The organism is Bradyrhizobium sp. CCBAU 65884 (assembly GCF_028128835.1).
Classification (GTDB): Bacteria; Pseudomonadota; Alphaproteobacteria; order Rhizobiales; family Xanthobacteraceae; genus Bradyrhizobium; species Bradyrhizobium ottawaense.
This window is the reverse complement of sequence record NZ_LBJU01000132.1, coordinates 298,569-320,578: the sequence shown is the minus strand read 5'-3', so window position 1 is coordinate 320,578 and position 22,010 is coordinate 298,569. Positions and strand designations below refer to the sequence as shown.

Genomic DNA, 22,010 nt, shown 5'->3' with positions numbered 1-22,010 from the left:
CTGCTTGGTCCAGCCCGCAATGATTGTGACATTGATAGTCATGCTGGTCCGGGCGGTATTGAGATATCTCAATGAGCCCCGGCGCGGCCGTGCAAAGGATTGACATCCTAAAGACCGTTGCTGGGGTCTGCCGTGCAAAGGACGAAATGGGGCGGGGTCGTTGACGGCGACCTCAGCGGGAGCGGCTACTTTCGCATCGCCGAGCGCAATGGCGTATTCTGGCTCGTCGACCCGGACGGCGGCCGCTTTCTGTCGAAGGGGGTCAATACGATCCGCTTCGATCAGGAACGCATTGGGGGGACCGACCGCTTCCCCTATGCCGAGGCCTGCCGCGCCAAATATGGCAGCCTGCAGATCTGGCGTACTGCCGTTTCTGACCGGCTGGCGAGTTGGGCCTTCAACACGGTCGGCTGCTGGTCAGACGAACTCGTCGCCAGCTCGGGATCGCGATTATTGGCGACCACGCCGATCGCGGAGCTGGGCGCATCCTTCCGCTTGCACCGCCGCGATCAGGTCTTCCCTGATGTCTTCGATCCCGAATTCTCGGCGCATATTCGCGCAAGCGCCGATCAACGTTGCCGGCATCGGCGCAATGATCCCGGCTTGCTCGGCACCTTTATCGACAACGAGCTCTACTGGTCACCCGATTGGCGCGGTTCCGACGAGCTTCTGACGCTGTTCCTGAACCTGCCGTCTCGTCGTCCCGGCAGGGTCGCCGCCATCACAGGATTGCAGGCGCGTTACGGGGATTTTGCCCAATTCAATGCGGTATGGCGCACCCAGGCGCGATCCTGGCAAGAGCTCGGCAGGATTGAACATGTCGTGGCACCCTTCGTCCGGCTTCGCCCTGGCGTCTTGAACGACGCGCTCGAGACCAAGGCCAAATTGGCGGATCCCGCCCGCGAAGCCTTCTCGGCAGATTGCGATGCCTTCGTGGCTATCGTGGCCGACAAATACTTCGAACTGTGTGTTGCGGCAATCAAGGCGGCCGATCCCAATCATCTCGTGCTCGGATCCCGGTTCGGCTATCAGCCGCCGGCAGGCGTCATTGCGGCTGCCGGCCGCCATCTCGATGTGATCTCCTTCAATTGCTACGACTTCGACCCAGGTCCCGTCATTGACGCTTATGCTGCAGGCGGGAAGCCATGCCTGATCACCGAGTTCTCGTTTCGAGGCGACGACGCAGGCTTGCCGAATACGAAGGGAGGGGGACCCCGGGTGGCAACCCAGACGGAGCGCGCCCGAGCTTTCGAGGGCTACGTTGCGACCGCGCTCAGCAAGCCGAATGTGGTCGGCTATCACTGGTTTGAGCACGCCGATGAGCCGGCGCAGGGGCGGTTTGATGGGGAAGATTCGAATTTCGGCATCGTAACCATCGATGATCGGGTCTACGACGAGCTGACGAAGATCATGACGAGGGTCAACGCAGCGGCAGAGCAGATCCACGCCGCGGCTATCCCGGTTGTGATCTGATCACTACAGGGCGGTCAGGCGTCGCGTGTCGGATTTCGGCAGATCGGCCTCGGCCTCAGATACTATAGTCATTGTTCGAAACACGCTCGCGGGATTGACGCTGATGGAATCGATGCCCAGTCCGGTCAAGTAGCGCGCGATCTCCGGATAGTTCGCGGGCGCTTCGCCGCAAATGCCGATATGGCGACCGTTGCGCTTGGCGCCGACCACCGCTTGCCGGAACATTTCCAGCATCCCCGGATCGCGCTCGTCGAAGTCGAACGCCACGATGTCGGAGTCCCGGTCGACCCCGAGCGTGAGCTGGGTGAGATCATTGGAGCCGATCGAGAAGCCGTCGAACAGCTCAGCGAACGCGTCGATCTGAATGACGTTGTTCGGGATCTCGCACATCACGTAAATTTCGAGGCCGTCTTCGCCACGCTTCAGTCCATTGGCAGCCATCGTCGCGATCACGCGTCGACCTTCCGCGACGGTCCGGCAGAACGGCACCATGACACGCAGATTGGAGAGACCCATCTGCTTGCGCACCCGTCTAAGCGCGGCACATTCGAGGGCAAACCCCTCAGCGTAGGCGGGATGGCTGTAGCGAGAGGCGCCCCGGAAGCCCAGCATTGGGTTCTCTTCCCGAGGCTCAAAACCTTCGCCTCCAATCAGGCTGGCATATTCGTTTGTCTTGAAATCGGAAAGGCGCACGATCACGGGCTTCGGATAGAATGCCGCAGCGATGGTGCCGACGCCTTCCGAAAGTCGTTGCACGAAGAAGTCGGCCGGACTGGCGAAGCCCTTCACGAGGCGCGCGATCTCGGCCCTCGCTTTGGCCGACTTGATCTTGTCCGGCTTCAGCAGCGCCATCGGGTGAACGCCGATATGCTCGCTGATGATGAATTCCATCCGGGCGAGTCCGACTCCAGCCTGCGGCTGCATTGCGGTCCGAAAGGCCATTTCTGGGGTGCCGACATTCACCATGATGGCAGTCCGCGGCTGTCGCAGCTCGCTGACCGGCGTCCTGGTCACCTCAAAGCCGACCTTTCCCTGGTAGATCTTGCCGATGTCGCCTTCGGCGCAGCAGATCGTCACTTCGATGCCGGTCTTGATCTTCTCCGTCGCGAGCGTGGCGCCCACCACCGCAGGAATGCCCAGCTCGCGTGCGATGATGGCGGCATGGCAGGTGCGGCCGCCCTTATCGGTGATGATGCCGGCCGCGATCTTCATCACCGGCTCCCAGTCCGGGCTGGTGGCCGGCGCCACCAGGATCTCACCGGGCTTAAAGGCGGCAAGATCGCGTGCGGTCACGATGCGCCGGGTACGTCCTGAGGCAATCTTCTCGCCCACCGCGCGGCCGGCGACGACGAGCGGACCGCTTCCCTTCAGATTGTATGTCTCGTAGACGTCCGCGGAGCGCCGCGAGGCGACCGTCTCGGGCCGGGCCTGGATGATGTAAAGCTTCCCGTCAGCGCCGTCCTTGGCCCATTCGATGTCCATTGGCATCGCTGCGCCGGCATGCTTGGAGTAATGAGCTTCGATGCGAACAGCGATGTCAGCAAGGCTCAGCACCTCCTCATCGGAGATGCAGAAGTTACGGCGTTCAGGTTCGGGGACATTGCGGGTGAGCGTCGCGTGCTCGCCACCGCGCCTGCCGTAAATCATCCGGATCTGCTTGGCGCCGAGCCGACGCCGTAGCACATGGCGATATCCTTTACTCAGCGTCGGTTTGTGGACGTAAAATTCATCCGGATCGACTTGCCCCTGCACGATGGTCTCGCCGAGACCGTAGCAGCCTGTGACAAAGACCACGTCGTGAAAGCCGGATTCGGTGTCGAGCGTGAAGACGACGCCGCTGGCGGCCAGATCGGAGCGTACCATTTTCATAACAGCGACGGAGAGCGCTACCTTGAAATGATCAAAGCCGTTGTCGACGCGATAGGAGATAGCCCGATCGGTGAAGATCGACGCGAAGCAACGTCGGCAGGCTTCGAACAGATCCGTGGGCCCGCGCACGTTGAGAAAGCTCTCGTGCTGGCCAGCAAAGCTCGCTGTGGGCAGATCCTCGGCCGTCGCGGAGCTTCGCACGGCGACAGCTACCCCGTTTCCGGCCTCCCGTTCGAGCTGCCGATACGCGTCCACGACCTGCTTGCGGAGGAGGGGCGTGTCCATGGCCTCGTATATGATCTCGCGAGCCTTCGCCGCCCTGCTGGCGAGCTGCCTTATCTTGGTCTTGTCGATCCCGTCGAGGAGCCGGTGCAACTCGTCCGCAACACCATGACGTGACAGCGCGTCGCGGTAGGCCTCGGCCGTGATGGCGAAGCCGTTGGGGACGGCGATCCCTTGCGACGCGAGTGCCGTGTACAGCTCGCCGAGCGAAGCGGTCTTGCCGCCGACCAGACCGACGTCTTCCAGTCCAATTTCAAGGAAAGGTCTAATGTACCCGGACATGTCGACAGCAGACCACGCCGCGGCTTTCTGCCTTTGAGGCAAGTCAAAGTTCGTGCTGTTGTCGCCCCTTTGCCGAGTTGGCTTGCTTCAACTCGGTTGAGGCAAATCAAGATGCTGATGCGGAAGCCCGTCAACCTTCCACGTCATTCTGACGTGAAAGCGAGGTGGAGTGTGATTCCCGACAATAGTGGAGGGCGGGTGGTGGCGGTGACCCGCGCCGGGAAGCCGATCACATTCGGCTTGTGCGCCGCAATGCTGGGGGCATCGCTTGCATTGAATGGAATGGGGCGCGCCCTCGCTGCCGAGGTCGATGCCGCCGGCGTCAACGCTCCCGGCGGATTTGCAGAGGTCATTGAGCGGGTCAGACCGGCTGTCGTAGGCATCCGTGTGAAACCGATACGGGAAGTGTGGACGCCGAGCGGACGCAGCCGTTTCCACCCGGGTCGTTGTTGGATCGGTTCTTCCGGCAGTTCGGGGTGCAGATCCCCCCGGATCCGGCTCCAGGGTCCGATGTCACGGTTGGCTCTGGATTCCTGATCTCCGGCGATGGCTATATTGTCACGAACGAGCACGTCGTGGCGAAGGGCATCGACATCGAGGTGACGATGGATGACGGAAGGATTCATTCCGCGAAGCTCATCGGCACCGACCCGCAGACTGACCTTGCGCTAATTAGGATTTCCGCACCCGGTTATCTCCCTTACGTCCGGTTTGCTGCGGCGGAGCCACGAATAGGCGAGTGGGTGCTCGCGATCGGTGATCCATTCGGGCTTGGCGGCTCGGTCACCGCCGGGATCGTTTCGGCTCGCGGGCGCGATATTGGCGGGGAATCCTATAACGATTTCATCCAGATCGATGCTCCAGTCAACAAGGGCAACTCCGGCGGGCCATCATTCAACGTGAGGGGTGAAGTTATCGGTGTCAACACGGTCATCTACTCGCCCTCGGGCGGCTCCGTGGGAGTGGCGTTCGATGTCCTGCGGAGACGGTAAGATTTGTCGTCCGCCAGCTTCGAGATAAGGGCTACGTCTCGCGCGGCTGGGTCGGCGTTTACCTTCAGGAGATCACACCTGGCATCGCCGACGCCATGAACCTGAAGAGTACCCGGGGTGCGCTCGTTGCGCAGCTCGATGAAGGCCCGGCAGCCAAGCAGGGCGTGGAGCCGGGTGACGTCATCACTTTCGTAAACGATCACGAGCTGAAGAACCCTCGTGATTTCGCCAGAACGGTCGCCGCGATCACACCGGGCACGGTCATCAATCTTCGTCTCCTGAGGAATGCGAAGGAGATGTCAATCGGTGTGATGGTCGGCGAACTCCCGCGCGCGCCGGAAGTCGGCAAGGAAAAGCAGCCGGAGCCGAGGGAAAGGACGGAGCTCGGGCTGACAACCGCGCCGGCACGCCTTGTCCCGGGTGCCGGGGAGACCGGGGTTGTGATCCTTGAGATCAGGCCGCGCAGCGGCGCTCCCGGTGGTGGCCTTCAGGTTGGCGACATCATCTTAGCCGTCGGAGGACAGCCCGTGGTCGCCAGCGCCGACATCGACAGAATGGTCAACGAGGCCCGTGCACAGTCCCGGCGGACGATACTGGTCCGGATCAAACGGTCGGGGGCAACGAACTTCGTCGCTGTTCCGATCACCTAAACGCCTGAGAAATTCCGAAGTGAAGGACGGCTATCTCGATGCGACGGATACGCCATCTTGACCAGAATCAAGGCACTGCGGATTGCTTCGCCGATAATGTGACTATGGAAGCGAACCCAAAAGACCATGGAATCAGCAATCCGGGCGCGGTAGGACCGCTACCGCCACTGCACCAGAGGCGGGCTGCAAAGGCTCCTGCTCGAAGGTGGATACGCATCAGTCCCACGGTCTCGTGGTACGGAAAAATACTCATCATCGGGGCTCTGCTGGTCACGTTCGGGTGGGAGCTGTTTCACCTGATCATAACCCTTATGACCCTGGACTGATCCAGTCAGGAGGCGAGAGCATGCGTCGCAACTTCACTTTGCCTGAGCTTGAGCACAATCTGGATGAGCTCAAGGGTGGAACGCTCGTTCAGATCAGCCGTCAAGATTATGAGCGGCTGTTCGGGCTCAATGACGCAGCGTTAGGCCGCGTGCGCAATTTCGCCCGCTCTCACAGATGCACCGCGAGCTTCGTCGACACGGCGGTTCTATTCAGAAAGCACGTTGCCGCACCAGGACCGCAGATCGAGCCACTCGGGGAGCAATAGGGCTGGTAAGAGCGTGGTCCGATGAGGGGCGCCGCCTGTCTCCGCGCTCGTTCAGGCAACTTCCGTCAAGACGGGAAGTCAGCCGGCTGCACATCAATGCGATCAGCATGCAGCGACCAATCCCGAATTTCGCGGAATTGGCAGAACTGTTGCGTCGCCAGCGCGACGGCTTCAACTGCATCGCGCGCATCAACGTCAATGACGCGCTGGCAGGCCTCGCAGGGGTGCCCCTGATCGCCGAGTACGTCTTTGAGGAAGCGGACGGTGAAATGGGCCATGGCGCACCTCGTTTCTCCGCGTCGAATCCGGCTGCGATCAATAGACAAAGACCGGAGTTTCAAGCAGGTGGTCATTAACGGCCTGGACGCCCGGAATTGCCTCGGCGGCTACGCGAATTGCCGTCCGTTCGGCCAGCGACGGCGCGAAACCCCATAGATCGACAACCCCGTTCTAGACCGTGGCATTCACATTGAGCGTATGAGCCCAAGGCTGGTTCTTGAGCTCGTCGAAGAACCTTCTCCGGATGGCCGCATCCGGAAGCGAGACCTCGAGCTTCGGCTTGGCGCTCGCGATTGCCTGAAGGAGGTTGGATCGGCTGACGATTCCGACGAGCTGACCTTCTCCGTTGACGATCGGGACGCGTTTGATCTGCCGCTCCTCCAGAAGCTTGGCAATGTCGTTCAAGGACGTCTCGGGCAATGCAGTCGCGACATCTCGTGTCATGATGTCTTGCACTTTGGCCGAATGCGACCTGACGTAATCAGTTGCCAGTTCGGCGTCACCGGTCAACCAGCCCAGCCACCAGGAGTAGGTGCGCTCGGTGCCGCTTGCCGCCCGGTGCATCAGGTCGCCTTCACTCACAATTCCAAGAACCTTGCTGTCGGGATCGACCACCGGTACCGCGCTGATCCGACGTTCCAGCAGGATTTTCGCCACCTGCTGGACGGATGCGTGCGGGCCAACTGTCACGACCGGGGACACCATGATATCGCGTGCTTGCATGACAGGTTCCTTGTCGGCTCATCAATTTTTGCGATCTTTGCTGGATTTTGCGCTTCCCAGCTTGATCCGGATCAAGCGGCTCAGCCGACGCGACGGTAGCAATTTGCGCATGCACGTAGGAGGGCGAAATGATCAGGATACCGCATCGCGCAATCGTATTCGTGGGTGATGGACGGAAAGCGCTATTCCTGCGCAATGAGGGCGACCAGAAGTCTCCGAATTTGAAGACGGAAGCGCTGTTTGAACATGAAAATCCGCCGACCCATTCACAGGGGAGCGATCGCCCAGGTCGGGTCAGCAAGGCTTCCCATTCGTCGCACAAAAGTGCCGTCGAGACCACCGATTGGCACGAGCTCGAGGAGAGCCGCTTCGTGAGGCAGGTCGCGGCGGCCGCTGAACGTCTCATCCGCAGTGAGCAGTCGACGCAGCTCCTCGTCGTCGCGCCGCCGCGGACCCTGGCCGAGCTTCGGTCCGCATTCCATGAGGACGTCAAGCGCCGGATCATCGGCGAATTGGACAAAGACCTTACCAAGCACCCGGTCAACGAGATCGAGAAGCATCTCCAAGGCTGAGGACGAGGCGCAGCCTTGTTGACGCGGACGGCTCTCCTTGAGCGCGGTTTGATTTTGCTCAATCTGGCTGGTTGGCCGATGCGCGATAAATGAGCATGTGCGCATTCTATCGAGGAAATGTCATGTCAATCTCCAGCGTTATGGTTTACGTCGACACCGAGCAGCAAGAGGCGGGGCAGGTCGCGGTTGCGGATAGTATCGCGTCCAGGTTCGAGGCTTCCATTCTGGGCGTGTCCGCCGTGGCCGTGCAGCCTCCGTTTGTGGCCGAAGGCGTCATCATCGAACAGACGACGGAAGAGGACCTCAAGCGCATACGGACCACTCTAGCAGACAAAGAGAGCTGGTTCAGGACAGTGTTACGCTCGGCTGGGGAGAAAGTGGAATGGCGCTGGGCGATCAACGATCCCACCGACTTCCTCGTCGAGCAGGCCAGGGCGGCGGATCTCGTTGTCATCAAACGCAGTCCACTCAGGGCCAGCCCCAGTCACTTCTTTGATCCGGCTGGAGCCATGCTCCGAATGGGGCGACCGACGCTGTTGGTGCCTGAGCGCACAACGGGATTGTCCGGCCATCGAATCGTGGTCGGCTGGAAGGACACCCGCGAAGCGCGCGTGGCGGTACGCGACGCGATGCCATTCCTGACCCGCGCGTCGAAAGTTACCATCACGGAAATCTGCACCTCCGACGAGCAGGACGCGGCGCACCGTCGGGTGCGGGATGTCGCCAACTATCTCGCGAAACATGGCGTAAACTGCGAACATGGGATCCGTGTGCATACCGCAGAGGCCGACGCCGGCTATCTTATTCACCTTGCCGAGGACGTTCGTGCCGACCTCATCGTCACCGGAGGTTACGGACACAGCCGACTGGGCGAGTGGATTTTTGGCGGCATGACGCAAAGTCTTCTGCAGGAGGCGGAGATCTGCCTCCTTATGTCCCACTAGAGGGCCAGGCCGGACCGCATGCGATGGAGCAGAAGCGATGAAAGCGGCAGATATCATGCGGACCTGGTTTGCAACAATCGGACCAAGCGCTCCGCTGCTCGATGTTCTCCATCTCCTGCTCGAAACCAATCAGCGCGGTCTGCCGGTGGTGGATGATGGAGGGGCGTTGGTCGGGATCATTTCCGAAGGTGATTTTCTCCATAGACGCGAGCTGGGGGTGGAGTATCCTGAGGGATTTTGGCTCGAATGGATGCTCGGGAAGGACGAGGGCCAACTCGCCCGCGAGCGAACCAGTGGCCTTCGCGTTGACGCCGTCATGAGCCCTCATCCGGTCTGCGTTGGCGAAGACGCTACAATCGAGGAGGTCGTCAAGCAGATGGACATCTACCAGATTTCGCAAGTGCTGGTTCTCCGTGACAGAAAGCTTGCCGGAATCCTCGGCCGTACGCAGCTCCTAGTTGCACTTGAGCAGCGGCTGAGACGATCGACGCAAGCGTAGCGGCAATGATTACGGCGGGGGCGATTTCGTTTCGCTGCAACGGAACCGTCTACACTGGACGACGAGCCGCTTTAGCTCGTGCTCTGGCGTTAGATCGCTACCTATCCGCCACTTGTCGCCTGCCGAAGCAATCCGAAGGCTTATTATGGCCGCGCAATAGGAGAGCGGTGTGATGCGGGATTGTCCCACGGCACCATGGTCGTTATAGGCCCCGTGAATGGATGGCTGCCCTCAAACGATGGCAAAAATCCTCAAGAAGAGTTTGACGGTTTTCGAGGTTTACAAGCAATCTTACCGCTTGCTCTTCCTCTGAGCTGCCCGGCGCGAAACCGTTAGACAGGTTTCTGATGTGCTCAACGCGGCGGCGGCCATCGACCACCCGCTGCTCGGCGAAGCCGAGTTGCTCGAGGTCGTGGCTGAGCTTGTCTTCCTCCTCCACGAGCAATTTCATGATGGTATTTCTGCTCTGGGGCGAGAGCTCGCCGTCTAGCAGGTGGAGATAATGATCTACATTCGCTCGAGCGACGAAGCTATGCATGGCGCATCCCCCCGAAACCAAACGTTACCACAGGATGCACTGCGTGGGAACTATATTTCCTCTTTCGCCACGTGGCTCTGTTGGTCGGTGTGGTTTGAGAAGACGTATCGCGCAATCTGCTAATGCGAAGGAGCGTTCAGCCCACAGCCTTCAGGTCTTCAGGGGATTCCACGGCGTATCCGGAATACGTATCGACGAAGCAAAGATGGTCGTGGACTTCCTTAACACCATTTGTGTTTTCGGCCGCCACGATGGTCGCTCGCCGAGCCTCATCGGTGGTGATGAGACCGTGCAAATGAACGACGCCTTGGCGGGAAGTCACCCTGAAACCAATGGGACGCCAGTCGGTCACCTCGATGGCGCGGGTGATCCGTTCGCGGATGTGTTCGTCGTCGGCGGTCGGATCCGGAATTTCGTGCGCAAGGCTCGCCATGGCCTGCAGGAGATTGCTTCTCGTCACGATGCCGACCACACCCTTGCCGCGCATCACAGGAACTCGCTTGATGTCGTGCTTTTCCATCGAAGCGACGATATCCGCCAAGGACGTCTCCTCCTGGATCGTGATCACTTTCCGGGTCATGACGTCCTCGACTTTTCGGCCGCGCTCGTGGATGAACTCTGCGGCCGCCCGCCCGGGTCCCATGAAGAATGTCAACCAGGCTGCATGACGACGCCCGGTGCCGAGTTCGCTGCGGCGAAGAAAGTCGCTTTGCGAGACCATGCCCACGAGATTACCGGCATCGTCGATGACGGGCAGGCCGCTAATGTGCATTTGCAGCATGATCTTCGCGGCTTCCTCGATTGTCGTGTGCGGCGTTACGGCGACGACATCTCTCGTCATGACATGAATCGCGTGCATTTGACTGTTCTCGGCAGATTGAGGGTGCGGTAAGGCGCTTGCGTCGGCACGAGGCGGCGAGCACGGCACGCCTCGTGCGAGTGAGGCCATCAGGCGGCCTTCACATTAATGGTCTTAGCCGGCTTCTGGGCTTCTTCTGTCTTCGGCAAGACGACCTTGAGCACGCCGTTCTTGAACGTTGCCTCGATCTTGTCGACATTGACACCGTCCGGCAGCGTGAAGTAGCGCTCGAAGGAGCCATAGCGGCGCTCGGAAACGTAGTAGTCCTTCTTCTTCTCTTCGGTCTCTTCCTTCTTCTCACCCCGGATGGTGAGGCCGCCGTTGACGAGCTTGACGTCGATGTTCTTCTCGTCGAGGCCGGGAAGCTCGGCGGTGATCTCGTAGGCTTTGTCGCTTTCGGCGACATCAACGGCCGGTGCCGCGATCGACTTTGAGAAATCGCGTTCCAGCCGCGCGAGCGAGCGGAACGGCCGATTCCAGAAACCATTGCCGAAATCGTCGAAGATCTGGTCGATCTCACTCTTCAACGCCTGGAATGGCCGCCAAGGCTCACCGGCGGACGCGGGCGAAGTTGTGGTTTTCGTGACGGGGAGTTTCGTTTCGGTTGCCATGATCATTTCTCCTCAGAGGCTTGACCAACCCGGTCGCTCAGAAGAGTAGCCAGGAGCACGGAAAACAGGTTGATTTCGCTCAAAGGCTGAATTGAACGGCAAGCAATTTTCGGTCGTCGCTGAATGATTGCGGGCAAGAAGGAATTCAAGACGAACTCGTCCGAACTTTCTGGCGGTTGAGTTGGCACGCTTTCCCCGCCGAATGTGACAGAAGGACAGACGTTCTTTGGTGAAACGGAGAGATATGTCCCCTTCTACGCACACTATTTCTGTGATGCACCTCATAATAGTGTCAAAACACACATAAGTGCGTCACGTTTTGCCGCCTGATCTTGTCAAAACACCGCCATCGGACCGAGCGAAACCCACGAACGAGTCGTCCGACGCTATCGCTCGGTCCATCGTGGTTAAATCTTCGTCTACATCGACGGGCCCGCCGGCCGTGGCCTGGACCCCGGGAACACGACGGGCAAATGGCTGACCAGGCCACAAGTGTGCTAGAGGGCGAAAACGAGCGCCTCTGAGCCGCCGCCTTCCTCCCTTCGGCTTTCGGACATTTGGTCGATATCCGGTCCATCGGACTACAAGCTCCATTTTGCGCGCTGGAACGGACACAGCCAGCCATTAGAGGTGTGGGCCCGCGACAGGGGAGAATGGCAGGGTTGGCAGGAGTACCGCCCATCGCGCGACGAGTTCAATCGTCAGAAGATCTTTTCACTCATCCAGTTTTATCACGAACCGGACGCTTGGCTCTTCGGTGGTGTGTTCTGCGTGTTGGAACGATTGTCAGATCGGTATGTGGTGACGCTGAGCGAGGAAGGGGGCGGCTTCATCGGTCGCCTTAAACTACGTTCTTCGTACCGGGAGCGCGCGACGCGAGTGAATTTCGAAAACCATTACTCCAGCTTCGAGGTCCTGGAGCTTCTTCGGGAGCCCTATACTGGCCGCAGCTTTCCGGGCTTTGAGAATATCGACCTTTCGTTCGAGGAGCTTGAGACGCTTGTCCGGACAGGCCGCCCCGATTGGAAAGCAGCTCTAAGTAGCGTCAAAGGCATCTATCTGATCTCCGATATCGGTACCGGAAAGCGGTATGTGGGCTCGGCTTATGGATCGGAAGGGGTATGGGCCCGCTGGTGCAGCTACGCTTCCACGGGTCACGGCGGCAACGTCGAACTCACCGCTCTGGTTCGCGACCCTACGCTCGAATATTGCCGAAACAATTTCCGGTTTGCCTTACTTGAATATCGCGCGAGCCCGACTCCTGATGAGACCGTCCTTGAGCGAGAGGCCTTCTGGAAGCGAATCCTGCTGACGCGCGGTGAGTACGGCCTTAACCGCAACTGAAGCCCGTCGTCCCGTACGTCGAACGTGGCGCCCCAAGTGATGGAGTTCGGGATAGGCTTGCGCGAAGCGCTGGCGGAGATGTCCGTGTTGGGCGCGCCTACTGCAATCATTTGGTCATGAAGTGAAGCTGATCCCTCCCCAATATGTGAAGGCTTACGTGAAGCGCGGCAAGAACGACGCGGCCGATGCCGAGGCGCTGTGCGAGGCGGTCACGCGACCGAGTATGCGTTTTGTGCCAGTGAAGTCGAAAGAACGACAAGCGGCCTGCATGTTGATGACCGTGCGGGAACGCTTGGTCAGCGTGAAGTCGCAGCTTTCCAATGCCTTCAGGAGCTATGCGGCAGAGTTTCGTATTGTCGGTCCCGCCGGTCGGCAGAACGTCACAGCACTTATCAAACGGGTGCTCGAGGATGATAACTTGCCCGAAATGGCGCGGGATCTCTTCCGCCTTCAGGCGGAGGAGTATGCCGCGGTCGAAGCTCGCCTGGCAAAGATCGAAGCCAAGCTGATGAAGTGGCACCGTGAGGATGATGTCAGCAGGCGGATCGCGACGATTCCCGGCGTCGGTCCAATCGGGTCGTCCATGCTAAGCATGAAGGCGCCGCCGCCGGAAACGTTCAAATCAGGTCGTGACTTCGCGGCGTGGCTCGGACTGACACCCAAGGATCATTCAACTGGCGGCCGGCAAAGACATGGGGGTATCACAAAAGCTGGCGATTCAATTCTCCGATCGACGTTGATTGTCGGCGCGACCGCGCTGCTGAGGCACATTCGGAAGGGCCGTCATAAGCCGACACCCTGGCTCGCTTCTCTGCTGGAGCGAAAGCCGCCGAAGTTAGTCGCGGTGGCCTTAGCCAACAAGTTCGCCCGCATCGCCTGGAGCTTGATGATATCGGGCGGCGTATACAATCGGCCGGTAACCGCCGCGCCCATCTGATCTGAAATCGGTGTACCGGTCGAGATTGCTCGCCGGATAGCCCACCAACTTGCAGGACGCAGTAGATGGAAGGACCGATCGGTCGATACGCGCGCGCTTCCGTAGATTACACTGGCATCATCAAGGTCGCCTATGTGCTTGGAGCGTGCGTAGCGAACACCATCTTGGCCAGCGGACTTTGTCCGCGCAAACAGGCCGGACATCTGATAGCAAGCGATCAGGTCAAAAGTCTGCTACCATCCTGACAAGTGGGGGGCCGTCCACATCTGCAACCTGTATTCGATCACCACCAACCAGGCCGCCATCAGCGCGCTGTTCCGTGTCATCAACCGCTACGTCGGCAACCTCGCACCGATGCCCGGCGTCTTTCCCGACTACAAGGCGCCGATCGTCCGGAACGGCGCCGACGGCCGCGAGCTCGTTACCGCGCGCTGGGGCATGCCATCGTCGTCGAAGGCGCTTATGGACGCCACGAAGAAGCGGGCAGACAAGCTGCAGGCCAAGGGCAAGACAGTAGACTTCAAGGAATTGCTCCAGATGCAGCCGGATTCCGGAACCACCAACATCCGCAACGTGAAGAGCAAACACTGGACGCGATGGCTGGCTCCGGAGCACCGCTGCGTGGTGCCGTTCAACTCCTTCAGCGAGTTCAACAAGGCCGAAGGCGGCGACATCTGGTTCGCCCTCGACGAGTCCCGACCGCTCGCCTGCTTCGCCGGCATCTGGACCAATTGGACGTCAGTCCGGAAGGTCAAGGAAGGCGAGACCACGAACGATCTGTACGCGTTCCTCACCACGGAGCCGAACGCAGAGGTCGGCGCCATCCACCCGAAGGCGATGCCGGTGATCCTGACGACACCCGAGGAAATCGAGACCTGGATGACCGCGCCAGCCGACGAGGCGCTGAAGCTGCAGCGGCCGCTTCCAGACGGTGCGCTACGGATCGTCGCCCGGGGCGTGAAGGAAGATGCAGCGCCGCCCCGCTGATGCGCGCACTCGAACCGAACGGAGCGCAGATCGGCTCGGTTTCTCGGTGGCCCGTTTCGACATTCTGGCGCATGATCGGAAATGCCCGAATCTCACCAACGATCCTGTCGATGCGGCGCCGTCTACAGCCGCACCGAGTCGATGGCTCCCGAACGGCAGATCGCAAGCTTCGAATGCGCTCTTTGCAGCGCAATCCTCGAGACGTGGAACTCAGCCTTGGTTCCCACCTACAAATTTTTGGCAGGCCCGGTTAGGCAGCCGCAGCAAGAATAGGAGGGCTGCGTGCGCTAGTCTCTTCTCGAAGAAATCTCGCGAATGTCGCCTGGGCCGATGTGCAGGGCTGAGACATCGGCTGGCGACAAAGCACATCCGGGCAGAACCGTAGCAGCCCAGCCTTCCGGGACGGCATCCAAAACCCGAGTGATCGCTTCGTCGGGCGGCGCAAACGCGAGCCAAACGCGTGGGTCCCGGTTGTCGGTCAGCACACGGACCATATGGGCGACTGCTTCGGCCATGCTTCACTCTATAAGTTTTCGAAGGCAGGTCCAAGTGCTCTAGAAACCGGGCGGGAACACGTGGACAAGCTCCAGCCCTGCCGATCACGAATCCCTTCTGCGTGCTAACCGCGCGGAACGAGCAGGCGGGCGTAAGGATTCGTCCAGGCAGGAGCGATCTCGATGCTGATGACGAAAGAACGACGGCCTGCGATCCGGACACTGCGGGGTTGGGCAATCGGCGTGCTGCAGGAGGCCGGCGCCATCCACGAATGCGAGGAGCATGGCTGGGCCAAGGACAGGGCCGACCCACATGCGCGCGAGCGCGCCGTCGATCTCGCCGGTCTGGAACCGCCCACCGGCGTTTCGCCGGCGGATGCCGTCGCGGAGGTCTGGCATGTCCTGGATTCGATCGGCGACAGGTGCCCGGAATGCGTGGACGACGATTGCTGAAACGGCAACGATCGGGATATCCCGCCTTCACATGGATCAGTCGTTCATTCTGACGGCCGAATTGGACCCCGACAGCTTCGCCTGGCTGGACAGGCTCCGTCGCGAACACTTTCCTCCGGAGCGCAACCTCCTTCCGGCCCACCTCACGCTCTTTCACCGTATGTCGTCGGTGCAGACGGGTCGCCTGGAGGCCATCGAGCTTCCGGCCGCTCCCGTGCCCATCCTGTTCGACGCGCCCATCCTGCTCGGGTTCGGCGTCGCCGTTCGGATCCGGTCTCCGGCGCTCGGCCGGTTGAGGGAAACGACACTGGTGCGATGCGCGGCGCATTCTCGCGGCAGGACAGCCAGCCTTGGCGGCCGCACGTCACGATCCAGAACAAGGTCACCGCGGACGCTGCGCGGCAGTTGCATCAAGCGCTCGAAGGCAAGTTCGAGCCGCGCCCCGGCACGGTCACGGGCCTGCTGGTCTGGGAGTATTTCGGAGGCCCATGGAGACCGGTCAGGCGGCTGCCGCTCGCGTGACGGCGCGAAGTCGCCCGAGGAAACGATCGCGATCGAACGCTTACGGAAAACCAACGATCGCTGGTGCTGGCGGAGCGACAGGAACTGATCCGTCGCCCGTTCGTTCGCATGAAGAGCGATTTATTCGTTTTGCCGTCGTCTCGTCAGAGGTGACTCTGGAGGCCTTTTTGGCGGGTCAAGAGCGACAGCCGGCTGGACATTTGAGGCTGGCGGATTTCATCCGGCAGAACGAGGCCGCCCTCGTCCGGGAGTGGACCGAATTCGCCCGGACGCGGTCGCCGGCGAGCGACGGGATGTCGAAACTCGCCCTCCAGGATCATATCGTCGACATCCTGAAGTTCATATCAGCGGACCTGGAGTCCGCGCAGACGTCGGCGGAGCAGTTCGACAAGTCGCGCGGGCTGGGGGATGAGACCGGACCTCTCCGTCAGAGCGCCGCCGAGATTCATGCCGCGCTTCGTCTCGCCGATGGATTCGATATCGATCAGATGGTTTCGGAATATCGGGCGCTGCGGGCGAGCGTCGTCAAGCAATGGACGGCACGTGCGCCTCTGGTCGAGGCGGACGTCGTCGATCTTACCCGCTTCAACGAAGCGATCGACCAGGCCGTGGCCGAATCGGTCGCGCACTACACGGCCACGATCAACAATTCGCGGAATCTCTTCCTCGGCGTTCTCGGGCACGACCTCCGCAACCCGTTGAGCGCCGCATCCATGGGGGCGCGTTGGATGGAGCGGTCGGGAGGCACGGACCCAGTCAAGCAAGCGAAGGTCGTGTCCGAACTCATCAGATCGACCGATCGGGCGACGCGCATCCTGGACGATCTTCTCGATCTCACGCGGTCGTCCTTCGGCACGGAGATCCCGGTCTCGAAATCCCAGACCGATCTGGCTGCCCTGAGCGAGACGATCGCCGACGAGCTGCGGCGCGTCCACCACGACCGGACCATCGACGTCATGATCGAAGGCGATCCGAACGGCCTTTGGGATGCCGGGCGCCTGGGCCAGGCGTTGTCGAACCTCATGGCGAACGCCATCCAGTACGGGGACGCTTCCAAGCCCGTCACCGCGTCGATCGCCGGCCACGATCCTGCGTTCGTGGAGGTGAGCGTGCACAATTCCGGCTCGCCGATTCCTCCCGACGTCCAAAAGACCATTTTCGAGTCATGGACGCGCGGGCAGGTGGAGGGTCCGGGAGGACACCCACATCTGGGATTGGGACTGTACATTTCGAGGCTGATCGCGGACGCGCACGGCGGCACGATCGCCGTGGCCTCGACGGAAGTCGCCGGGACGACCTTCACTTTTCGGCTCCCGAGGGCCTGACGAAGCATCGCCAGATGTCCTGCCTGGCCCGAGGAACGATTCCCTCCGGCTTTTCTTGCCCCGCCATCAGGCATCCGCCGACCTGTGTTCAGCACGAGGTGGTCCGATTGCGCCCTGTCCCCGAAAGAACCGGACCATGAAGCATTCCGATCAAGGCATCACCAGAACGCAGCGCGGCGAGGAACAGGCCGCGGACAAGGAACGCGCTCAAACGGCGCCCCAGACAGACCACGGCAAGTCGTCGCCGTCGCATCAGGGAACACGCAAGGTTGAGCGCTCGGTTCCGGCTCGCTCCGGGCATTCAATGGACCGAGATTAGTCTCCGGCCGTCCAAGATGCCCGCTCGAGCCGTTCGCAAAAGCTGGAGCGAAGTCCCCTTCGGCCTTCCGAAAATCCCACAAAATCCGGATCGTGCAGCCGGATCGGATACAATCATGAACACCAGTCGTTCTATCAGACGCGCTCGCCGCTCCCTGCCTTACGCATCCGGAGGCGGTCCATCGTTGGCGACCGCATCGACGATCGCAATCGCAGCTTTGGCGGTCGCGGCACTTCTCAACCGTCGCCTGTCGAAAAAAGCCGAGCGGGACAACCCACCGACGGGTCGGTTCGTCCAAGTGGGGGACGTTCGACTCCACTACCTCGAACGAGGTACCGGCGATGCGGTCGTACTGCTGCATGGCAACGGCAGCATGGTTCAGGACTTCGAGTCGAGCGGTCTCGTCGATCTGACGGCGAAGGAGTTCCGCGTCATCGCGTTCGATCGCCCCGGTTTCGGTCATAGCGACCGGCCGCGCGGCAGACTATGGACGCCCGACGCTCAGGCCGACCTGATCGCGCGCGCACTCGCAAAGCTCGGAATCGCGAAGGCCATCGTCCTCGGCCACTCTTGGGGCGCCTCGGTCGCGGCCGCTATGGGAATCAAGCATCCTGCTTTGGTGCGCGCGCTGGTACTCGCGTCCGGATATTACTATCCGAGCCTGCGACCCGACGCGGTCGCATCGCTTGCGCCTGCCCTGCCTTTGGTAGGTGACATCATCAGTCACACCGTCTTGCCACTGGTCGTTCGTGCGATCTGGCCGATGGTGCTGCGGAAGGCCTTCGGACCCCAGCCTGTGCCGGAAAACTTTAGTGCGTTTCCGAAGGAGATGGCACTTCGCCCGTCGCAGCTCAGGGCATCGGCGGAAGAAGCGGCGATGATGGTGCCGGACGCGTTCACGATGCGCGGGCAGTACGCCGATCTGAAGATGCCGGTCGTGATCGTCGCCGGCGATCAGGATCAAATGATCGACATCGAAGCCCAGTCAGCCAGGCTGCATTCGGCTGTACCTCACAGCAGCCTTCACCGGATTCGCGAAAACGGCCACATGATTCAGCAGACGGCAACCGACCGGGTCATGTCCGCCATCCGCGAAGCTGGGAGTGTTTCCGCATCGAGGGCGGCCGCAGAATAGCCTCCAAGACACCGCCGGCGCCACGTAACGCGACGATGGCGTCTACTTCGCGAGGAGCGAACTCGCGAAGCAGGCCATCAACGTCGCGGGCCCAGGGCGGACTTCGGCGCATCCGGCCTGCCGGAGCGACGCTTCGGTAAACCCGCCGCAGAGCACGCCGATCGTCGGGATGCCGGCCTTGCCCGCCGCCTCGGCATCGTAGGGGGTGTCTCCGATCGCGACGGCATCTCCGCCTCCGATCCCGAGCTTACCCAGAGCGACCTCGAAGATGTCGGGGGCCGGCTTCGATTCCTTCACGTCGTCCGAACTGGTCGTGACGTCGACCAGGTCGGCGATGCCCGCGATATCGAGGTACTTCTCGAGCTCATCCTTCTTGGCGGAGGACGTGACGGCGATGCGGAGCCCGGCATCGTGCACGCGCCGCATCAGGTCCGGGACCGCAGAGAAGGGGCGCACCAGCGGCAGATATTCGCCCTTGAAGCGTTTGCCGCGCCATTCCTCCATCTCCCTGCCGTGGTCGCGCTGCGCGTCGGCCGTGAGGAAATACGGAATCAGCTTGTCGCCACCCTTGCCGATCTGGCTCCGCGCCTGCTCGAAGCTGACGTCGTGACCGAATTTCACCATGGCTTCGTGCCAGGCGAGCGCGTGGAGATCGACCGAATCGAGAAGCGTCCCGTCGACGTCGAAGATAGCGGCTTTAGGCATTCAGGAACCTCCGGGGCGGGACCGCCCTGTCTTCGCATACCAGTCGGCATAGATCGTGTTCTTCGCCATGTGGCGGTTGAGGTCGGGCGAACCATCGTCCCACCAGACGGGGCCTCGCTCCCCGAGCGCTCTCTTGGCATCGTCCACGACGCGATGGGCCGCCGCTTCGGCCTCTGAGTCGCAGGCCGCCTTCGCTTCCCGTACCGCACGCCTTGCCGTCATCAGCCGCTTCGTGAGCTTCGACCGCTCATCCTCGCCGAGGTCCGGATTGGACATTCGCCAGAGTCGGCCGCGGACCACGAAGTATCGGCCATCTGGAGTGACCGAATGCTTCAAGCCGACTTCCGCCGCGCTCCGGCGGCCGGCTTCTTTGCAGCAGCCTCTTTGCCAGCCTTCTTGCCGGCGATCGGCATCAGCATCTCCTTCTGACCGGCCGTCGCCTTCTTAGCTTTCTTGGCCGGCTTTTTGGCGGCTTTGGTCTCTGCCGCTGCGCCGCCGACGCTCTTTCGTAGCGCGTCCATCAGGTCGACGACGTTCTCGCCGCGGGGGCGCTCCTTCGGTGTGATCGGTTTGCCGGCCCGCTTTTGGTTGATGAGATCGACCAGGGCGGTTTCGTACTGGTCCTCGAACTTGTCCGGTTCGAAGTTGCCGGCCTTCTGCTCGACTATGTGCTTGGCCAGATCGAGCATGTCCTTCGTGACTTTGACGTCATCGATCTCGTCGAAATACTCCTTCGGATCGCGGACTTCGTAAGGGTAGCGCAGCAGCGTCCCCATCAGACCCTTGTCCAGGGGTTCCAGCGCGATGATGTGCTCACGGTTCGTCAGCACGACGCGGCCGATCGCGACCTTGTCCATCTCGCGGATGGTTTCGCGGATCACCGCGAAGGCGTCGTGGCCGACCTTCCCGTCCGGGCGCAGGTAGTAGGGGCGGATCAGATAGCGGGGATCGATCTCGCTGCGGTCCACGAACTCGTCAATTTCGATGGTGCGGGTCGATTCCAGGGCGACGTTCTCGAGCTCGTCCTTGGTGACTTCGATGAAGGTGTCGGTGTCGACCTTGTAGCCCTTGACGATGTCTTCGTTGGCGACCTCCTCGCCGGTGTCCGCGTCGACCTTCAGGTACTTGATCCGATGCCCGGTGACCCTGTTCAGCTGGTTAAAGCTGATCTTCTCGGACTCGGACGTCGCCGGATAGAGGGCCACCGGGCAGGTGACCAGGGACAGCCGAAGAAAACCTTTCCAGTTGGCGCGGGGGGCCATTTACGCGGTACTCCGGGTGGACGGTACTGGATTCAAGACGAACGGGGCCTGCCGGTTCCGACATGCGTCGCGCCGAGCAACAGGAAAATTGGTCAGCCGCCCGCAGCGCGCCCGGGTGCGTCCGAAAACGTCGTGAATCGCCTGTTTTTCAGGTACCTCGTGGAGGTTTTGGTCGGTATTTTTGGGCCGATGAACGTGCTGCCGCAGCCCCTCCGAGATGAAACGTTTTTGGACCCGGCGGACTTGGCCGCGATGGCCGACGCACTGGGCCGGTCGGCGGACTACCGCGTGCTGCGGCGCCTGGTCGCGAGACCAACGTACACGCCGGCCAATGGGCAGGAGGTCAAGACCGGCGTCCTGCTCGACACCGAAACGACCGGCCTCGATCACCGCAAGGATGAGATCATCGAGCTCGGGATGGTCAAGTTCGACTACACGCCGGAGGGGCGGATCGTCGGCGTCAGAGACACGTTCTCCGCTTTCAACGAGCCGAGTGCGCCTATCACCGCGGAAGTGACGGCACTCACCGGGATCACCAACGAAATGGTTGCCGGTCACAGATTCGACGACGCCGCAATCACGGCATTCGCCGAAAGCGGAGTCATAACGATCGCGCACAACAGCGCTTTCGACCGGAAGTTCGTGGAGCGTTGTTGGCCCGTGTTCGAGCACAAGGCCTGGGCCTGCAGCATGAGAGAGATCGACTGGCGAAAGCATGGCTTCGCCGGCGCGCAACTCGGCTACCTGCTCAACGGTGCAGGTTTCTTCCACCACGCGCATCGAACAGTCGACGATTGCCACGCTTTGCTGGAGATTCTCGCTCTCGAATTGCCGACGATGGGCTCGTCCGCACTGGCGCTCCTGCTGGAGACCGCCCGCAAGCCACCAATGCGAGTCTGGGCGGAGCAGACTGCATTCGAGCTCAAGGACTCGCTGAAACGCAGGGGCTATCGCTGGAACGACGGCAGCGACGGAAGGCCGAAGTCATGGTTCAGAGACGTCGACGAGACCGCGCTCGACGATGAGATCGCGTTCCTCCGGAGCGAGATCTACATGCAGGACGTCGAGCCAACCGTGCAGAGGCTGACCGCATTCACACGGTTCTCCAGCCGCATCTGAGGCGGCCTAGCGGCCGAGACGCTTCTCGATCCGCTTGCGGCTGTTGCCAACCTTCTTGACGGCCTTCTTCACGGCCGATGCGGAGCGGCCGGTCTTCTTCGCTTCGTAGCGGACTTCGTAGTCCTGTTCCTTAGCGACGCGCGCCCGGTCCTGTTTGCGTCCACGCGCGGTCTTCTTCTTCGCCGCCGCCATCGGCTCCTCCTCTTGCGAACTTGATGACGATGCAACGCCGCAAGGATTCGC

General features: G+C 61.2%; 25 protein-coding genes and 3 pseudogenes. 16 read left to right on the top strand and 12 right to left on the bottom strand.

Annotation, left to right across the window (positions count from 1 at the left end; genetic code table 11):
• Positions 1-132 precede the first annotated feature (132 nt).
• The gene (locus tag XI03_RS36340; RefSeq protein ID WP_271594799.1) at positions 133-1,473 is read left to right on the top strand and encodes an agarase; all 1,341 of its coding nucleotides are present in this window, start codon (positions 133-135) and stop codon (positions 1,471-1,473) included.
• 3 nt (positions 1,474-1,476) lie between these two features.
• On the opposite strand, the gene ppsA is transcribed toward XI03_RS36340, so the two are convergent.
• Positions 1,477-3,906, bottom strand: coding sequence for a phosphoenolpyruvate synthase (ppsA, locus tag XI03_RS36335; protein WP_271594798.1), 2,430 nt, complete (start codon positions 3,904-3,906; stop codon positions 1,477-1,479).
• Positions 3,907-4,313: 407 nt separating this feature from the next.
• Between ppsA and XI03_RS36330 the strand changes: the two genes are divergently transcribed.
• The 4 genes and pseudogenes from XI03_RS36330 (at position 4,314) to XI03_RS36315 (ending at position 6,140) form a co-directional block, all read left to right on the top strand.
• Positions 4,314-4,898, top strand: a complete 585-nt coding sequence (locus tag XI03_RS36330) for a trypsin-like peptidase domain-containing protein (RefSeq protein ID WP_271594797.1) — start codon at positions 4,314-4,316, stop codon at positions 4,896-4,898.
• Positions 4,899-4,942: 44 nt separating this feature from the next.
• Positions 4,943-5,197, top strand: a pseudogene (locus XI03_RS36325) (PDZ domain-containing protein); the annotation flags it as partial.
• Entirely contained in the window at positions 5,195-5,548 is a 354-nt protein-coding gene (locus tag XI03_RS36320; protein ID WP_333936802.1) for a PDZ domain-containing protein, read from the top strand. The pseudogene XI03_RS36325 and the gene XI03_RS36320, both read left to right, overlap by 3 nt.
• 346 nt (positions 5,549-5,894) lie before the next feature.
• The gene (locus tag XI03_RS36315) at positions 5,895-6,140 is read left to right on the top strand and encodes a hypothetical protein (RefSeq protein WP_271594796.1); all 246 of its coding nucleotides are present in this window, start codon (positions 5,895-5,897) and stop codon (positions 6,138-6,140) included.
• 65 nt (positions 6,141-6,205) lie between these two features.
• Here XI03_RS36315 and XI03_RS36310 read toward each other — a convergent pair whose 3' ends face one another.
• The 3 genes and pseudogenes from XI03_RS36310 to XI03_RS36305 form a co-directional block, all read right to left on the bottom strand.
• Positions 6,206-6,418, bottom strand: coding sequence for a hypothetical protein (locus XI03_RS36310; protein ID WP_271594795.1), 213 nt, complete (start codon positions 6,416-6,418; stop codon positions 6,206-6,208).
• Between the two features lie 37 nt (positions 6,419-6,455).
• Positions 6,456-6,578: pseudogene (locus XI03_RS40365) on the bottom strand (CBS domain-containing protein); the annotation flags it as partial.
• A gap of 12 nt (positions 6,579-6,590) precedes the next feature.
• Positions 6,591-7,142: a CBS domain-containing protein gene (locus XI03_RS36305; RefSeq protein ID WP_333936787.1), complete on the bottom strand. Its 552-nt coding sequence runs from the start codon at positions 7,140-7,142 to the stop codon at positions 6,591-6,593.
• 128 nt (positions 7,143-7,270) lie between these two features.
• On the opposite strand from XI03_RS36305, the gene XI03_RS36300 reads away from it, so the two are divergent.
• From XI03_RS36300 to XI03_RS36290, 3 genes are all read left to right on the top strand, one after another.
• A complete protein-coding gene (locus tag XI03_RS36300; RefSeq protein WP_271594794.1) occupies positions 7,271-7,714 on the top strand; it encodes a host attachment protein in 444 nt (147 codons plus the stop codon).
• Positions 7,715-7,836: 122 nt separating this feature from the next.
• Complete coding sequence (locus XI03_RS36295) at positions 7,837-8,658, top strand: universal stress protein (protein WP_271594793.1); 822 nt, start codon at positions 7,837-7,839, stop codon at positions 8,656-8,658.
• Between the two features lie 37 nt (positions 8,659-8,695).
• On the top strand, positions 8,696-9,157 hold the full coding sequence (locus tag XI03_RS36290; protein ID WP_271594792.1) for a CBS domain-containing protein: 462 nt from the start codon (positions 8,696-8,698) through the stop codon (positions 9,155-9,157).
• Positions 9,158-9,359: 202 nt separating this feature from the next.
• On the opposite strand, the gene XI03_RS36285 is transcribed toward XI03_RS36290, so the two are convergent.
• The 3 genes from XI03_RS36285 to XI03_RS36275 form a co-directional block, all read right to left on the bottom strand.
• Positions 9,360-9,695 (bottom strand): hypothetical protein, encoded by a 336-nt coding sequence (locus XI03_RS36285; protein WP_271594791.1) that lies wholly within the window; start codon positions 9,693-9,695, stop codon positions 9,360-9,362.
• A 136-nt stretch (positions 9,696-9,831) separates the two neighbouring features.
• The gene (locus tag XI03_RS36280) at positions 9,832-10,554 is read right to left on the bottom strand and encodes a CBS domain-containing protein (protein WP_271594790.1); all 723 of its coding nucleotides are present in this window, start codon (positions 10,552-10,554) and stop codon (positions 9,832-9,834) included.
• A gap of 89 nt (positions 10,555-10,643) precedes the next feature.
• Positions 10,644-11,165: an Hsp20/alpha crystallin family protein gene (locus XI03_RS36275; protein ID WP_271594789.1), complete on the bottom strand. Its 522-nt coding sequence runs from the start codon at positions 11,163-11,165 to the stop codon at positions 10,644-10,646.
• A gap of 630 nt (positions 11,166-11,795) precedes the next feature.
• On the opposite strand from XI03_RS36275, the gene XI03_RS36270 reads away from it, so the two are divergent.
• The 3 genes and pseudogenes from XI03_RS36270 to XI03_RS36260 all read left to right on the top strand — a co-directional run bounded on the left by XI03_RS36270 (position 11,796) and on the right by XI03_RS36260 (position 14,433).
• Positions 11,796-12,509 carry a GIY-YIG nuclease family protein gene (locus tag XI03_RS36270; protein WP_271594788.1) on the top strand — a complete coding sequence of 238 codons (714 nt, stop codon included), beginning with the start codon at positions 11,796-11,798 and terminating at the stop codon, positions 12,507-12,509.
• Positions 12,510-12,597: 88 nt separating this feature from the next.
• Positions 12,598-13,446 (top strand): annotated as a pseudogene (locus XI03_RS36265) (IS110 family transposase); the annotation flags it as partial.
• Positions 13,447-13,710: 264 nt separating this feature from the next.
• Complete coding sequence (locus XI03_RS36260; RefSeq protein WP_271594829.1) at positions 13,711-14,433, top strand: SOS response-associated peptidase; 723 nt, start codon at positions 13,711-13,713, stop codon at positions 14,431-14,433.
• Between the two features lie 287 nt (positions 14,434-14,720).
• On the opposite strand, the gene XI03_RS36255 is transcribed toward XI03_RS36260, so the two are convergent.
• Positions 14,721-14,948, bottom strand: a complete 228-nt coding sequence (locus XI03_RS36255; RefSeq protein WP_271594787.1) for a hypothetical protein — start codon at positions 14,946-14,948, stop codon at positions 14,721-14,723.
• Positions 14,949-15,110: 162 nt separating this feature from the next.
• On the opposite strand from XI03_RS36255, the gene XI03_RS36250 reads away from it, so the two are divergent.
• The 4 genes from XI03_RS36250 to XI03_RS36235 all read left to right on the top strand — a co-directional run bounded on the left by XI03_RS36250 (position 15,111) and on the right by XI03_RS36235 (position 18,681).
• Positions 15,111-15,380 carry a hypothetical protein gene (locus tag XI03_RS36250; protein WP_271594786.1) on the top strand — a complete coding sequence of 90 codons (270 nt, stop codon included), beginning with the start codon at positions 15,111-15,113 and terminating at the stop codon, positions 15,378-15,380.
• Positions 15,381-15,695: 315 nt separating this feature from the next.
• Positions 15,696-15,902: a 2'-5' RNA ligase family protein gene (locus XI03_RS36245; protein ID WP_271594785.1), complete on the top strand. Its 207-nt coding sequence runs from the start codon at positions 15,696-15,698 to the stop codon at positions 15,900-15,902.
• Between the two features lie 149 nt (positions 15,903-16,051).
• Positions 16,052-17,227: a sensor histidine kinase gene (locus XI03_RS36240; protein WP_271594828.1), complete on the top strand. Its 1,176-nt coding sequence runs from the start codon at positions 16,052-16,054 to the stop codon at positions 17,225-17,227.
• A gap of 503 nt (positions 17,228-17,730) precedes the next feature.
• Positions 17,731-18,681, top strand: coding sequence for an alpha/beta fold hydrolase (locus XI03_RS36235; protein WP_271594784.1), 951 nt, complete (start codon positions 17,731-17,733; stop codon positions 18,679-18,681).
• A gap of 42 nt (positions 18,682-18,723) precedes the next feature.
• Here XI03_RS36235 and XI03_RS36230 read toward each other — a convergent pair whose 3' ends face one another.
• Genes XI03_RS36230 through ku form a run of 3 tightly spaced genes read right to left on the bottom strand, consistent with a single transcriptional unit; the run spans position 18,724 to position 20,648 of the window.
• The gene (locus XI03_RS36230; RefSeq protein WP_271594783.1) at positions 18,724-19,386 is read right to left on the bottom strand and encodes an HAD family hydrolase; all 663 of its coding nucleotides are present in this window, start codon (positions 19,384-19,386) and stop codon (positions 18,724-18,726) included.
• Positions 19,387-19,662 (bottom strand): hypothetical protein, encoded by a 276-nt coding sequence (locus XI03_RS36225; RefSeq protein ID WP_442869781.1) that lies wholly within the window; start codon positions 19,660-19,662, stop codon positions 19,387-19,389.
• Positions 19,663-19,718: 56 nt separating this feature from the next.
• Entirely contained in the window at positions 19,719-20,648 is a 930-nt protein-coding gene (gene ku / locus XI03_RS36220; protein WP_271594781.1) for a non-homologous end joining protein Ku, read from the bottom strand.
• A gap of 189 nt (positions 20,649-20,837) precedes the next feature.
• Here ku and XI03_RS36215 point away from each other — a divergent pair, with 189 nt between their 5' ends.
• The gene (locus XI03_RS36215; protein ID WP_271594827.1) at positions 20,838-21,767 is read left to right on the top strand and encodes a 3'-5' exonuclease; all 930 of its coding nucleotides are present in this window, start codon (positions 20,838-20,840) and stop codon (positions 21,765-21,767) included.
• A gap of 6 nt (positions 21,768-21,773) precedes the next feature.
• Here the strand turns inward: XI03_RS36215 and XI03_RS36210 are convergent, their stop codons facing one another.
• On the bottom strand, positions 21,774-21,959 hold the full coding sequence (locus XI03_RS36210) for a DUF3606 domain-containing protein (protein ID WP_271594780.1): 186 nt from the start codon (positions 21,957-21,959) through the stop codon (positions 21,774-21,776).
• Between the last annotated feature and the right edge of the window lie 51 nt (positions 21,960-22,010).

Bases quoted from the DNA above. Each gene is read 5' to 3' on its own strand.
- ppsA (WP_271594798.1), bottom strand. From the start codon at position 3,906: ATGTCCGGGTACATTAGACCTTTCCTTGAAATTGGACTGGAAGACGTC.
- XI03_RS36320 (WP_333936802.1), top strand. From the start codon at position 5,195: ATGTCAATCGGTGTGATGGTCGGCGAACTCCCGCGCGCGCCGGAAGTC.
- XI03_RS36315 (WP_271594796.1), top strand. From the start codon at position 5,895: ATGCGTCGCAACTTCACTTTGCCTGAGCTTGAGCACAATCTGGATGAG.
- XI03_RS36310 (WP_271594795.1), bottom strand. From the start codon at position 6,418: ATGGCCCATTTCACCGTCCGCTTCCTCAAAGACGTACTCGGCGATCAG.
- XI03_RS36305 (WP_333936787.1), bottom strand. From the start codon at position 7,142: ATGCAAGCACGCGATATCATGGTGTCCCCGGTCGTGACAGTTGGCCCG.
- XI03_RS36300 (WP_271594794.1), top strand. From the start codon at position 7,271: ATGATCAGGATACCGCATCGCGCAATCGTATTCGTGGGTGATGGACGG.
- XI03_RS36295 (WP_271594793.1), top strand. From the start codon at position 7,837: ATGTCAATCTCCAGCGTTATGGTTTACGTCGACACCGAGCAGCAAGAG.
- XI03_RS36290 (WP_271594792.1), top strand. From the start codon at position 8,696: ATGAAAGCGGCAGATATCATGCGGACCTGGTTTGCAACAATCGGACCA.
- XI03_RS36285 (WP_271594791.1), bottom strand. From the start codon at position 9,695: ATGCATAGCTTCGTCGCTCGAGCGAATGTAGATCATTATCTCCACCTG.
- XI03_RS36280 (WP_271594790.1), bottom strand. From the start codon at position 10,554: ATGCACGCGATTCATGTCATGACGAGAGATGTCGTCGCCGTAACGCCG.
- XI03_RS36275 (WP_271594789.1), bottom strand. From the start codon at position 11,165: ATGGCAACCGAAACGAAACTCCCCGTCACGAAAACCACAACTTCGCCC.
- XI03_RS36255 (WP_271594787.1), bottom strand. From the start codon at position 14,948: ATGGCCGAAGCAGTCGCCCATATGGTCCGTGTGCTGACCGACAACCGG.
- XI03_RS36250 (WP_271594786.1), top strand. From the start codon at position 15,111: ATGCTGATGACGAAAGAACGACGGCCTGCGATCCGGACACTGCGGGGT.
- XI03_RS36245 (WP_271594785.1), top strand. From the start codon at position 15,696: ATGCGCGGCGCATTCTCGCGGCAGGACAGCCAGCCTTGGCGGCCGCAC.
- XI03_RS36230 (WP_271594783.1), bottom strand. From the start codon at position 19,386: ATGCCTAAAGCCGCTATCTTCGACGTCGACGGGACGCTTCTCGATTCG.
- XI03_RS36225 (WP_442869781.1), bottom strand. From the start codon at position 19,662: ATGTCCAATCCGGACCTCGGCGAGGATGAGCGGTCGAAGCTCACGAAG.
- ku (WP_271594781.1), bottom strand. From the start codon at position 20,648: ATGGCCCCCCGCGCCAACTGGAAAGGTTTTCTTCGGCTGTCCCTGGTC.
- XI03_RS36215 (WP_271594827.1), top strand. From the start codon at position 20,838: ATGAACGTGCTGCCGCAGCCCCTCCGAGATGAAACGTTTTTGGACCCG.
- XI03_RS36210 (WP_271594780.1), bottom strand. From the start codon at position 21,959: ATGGCGGCGGCGAAGAAGAAGACCGCGCGTGGACGCAAACAGGACCGG.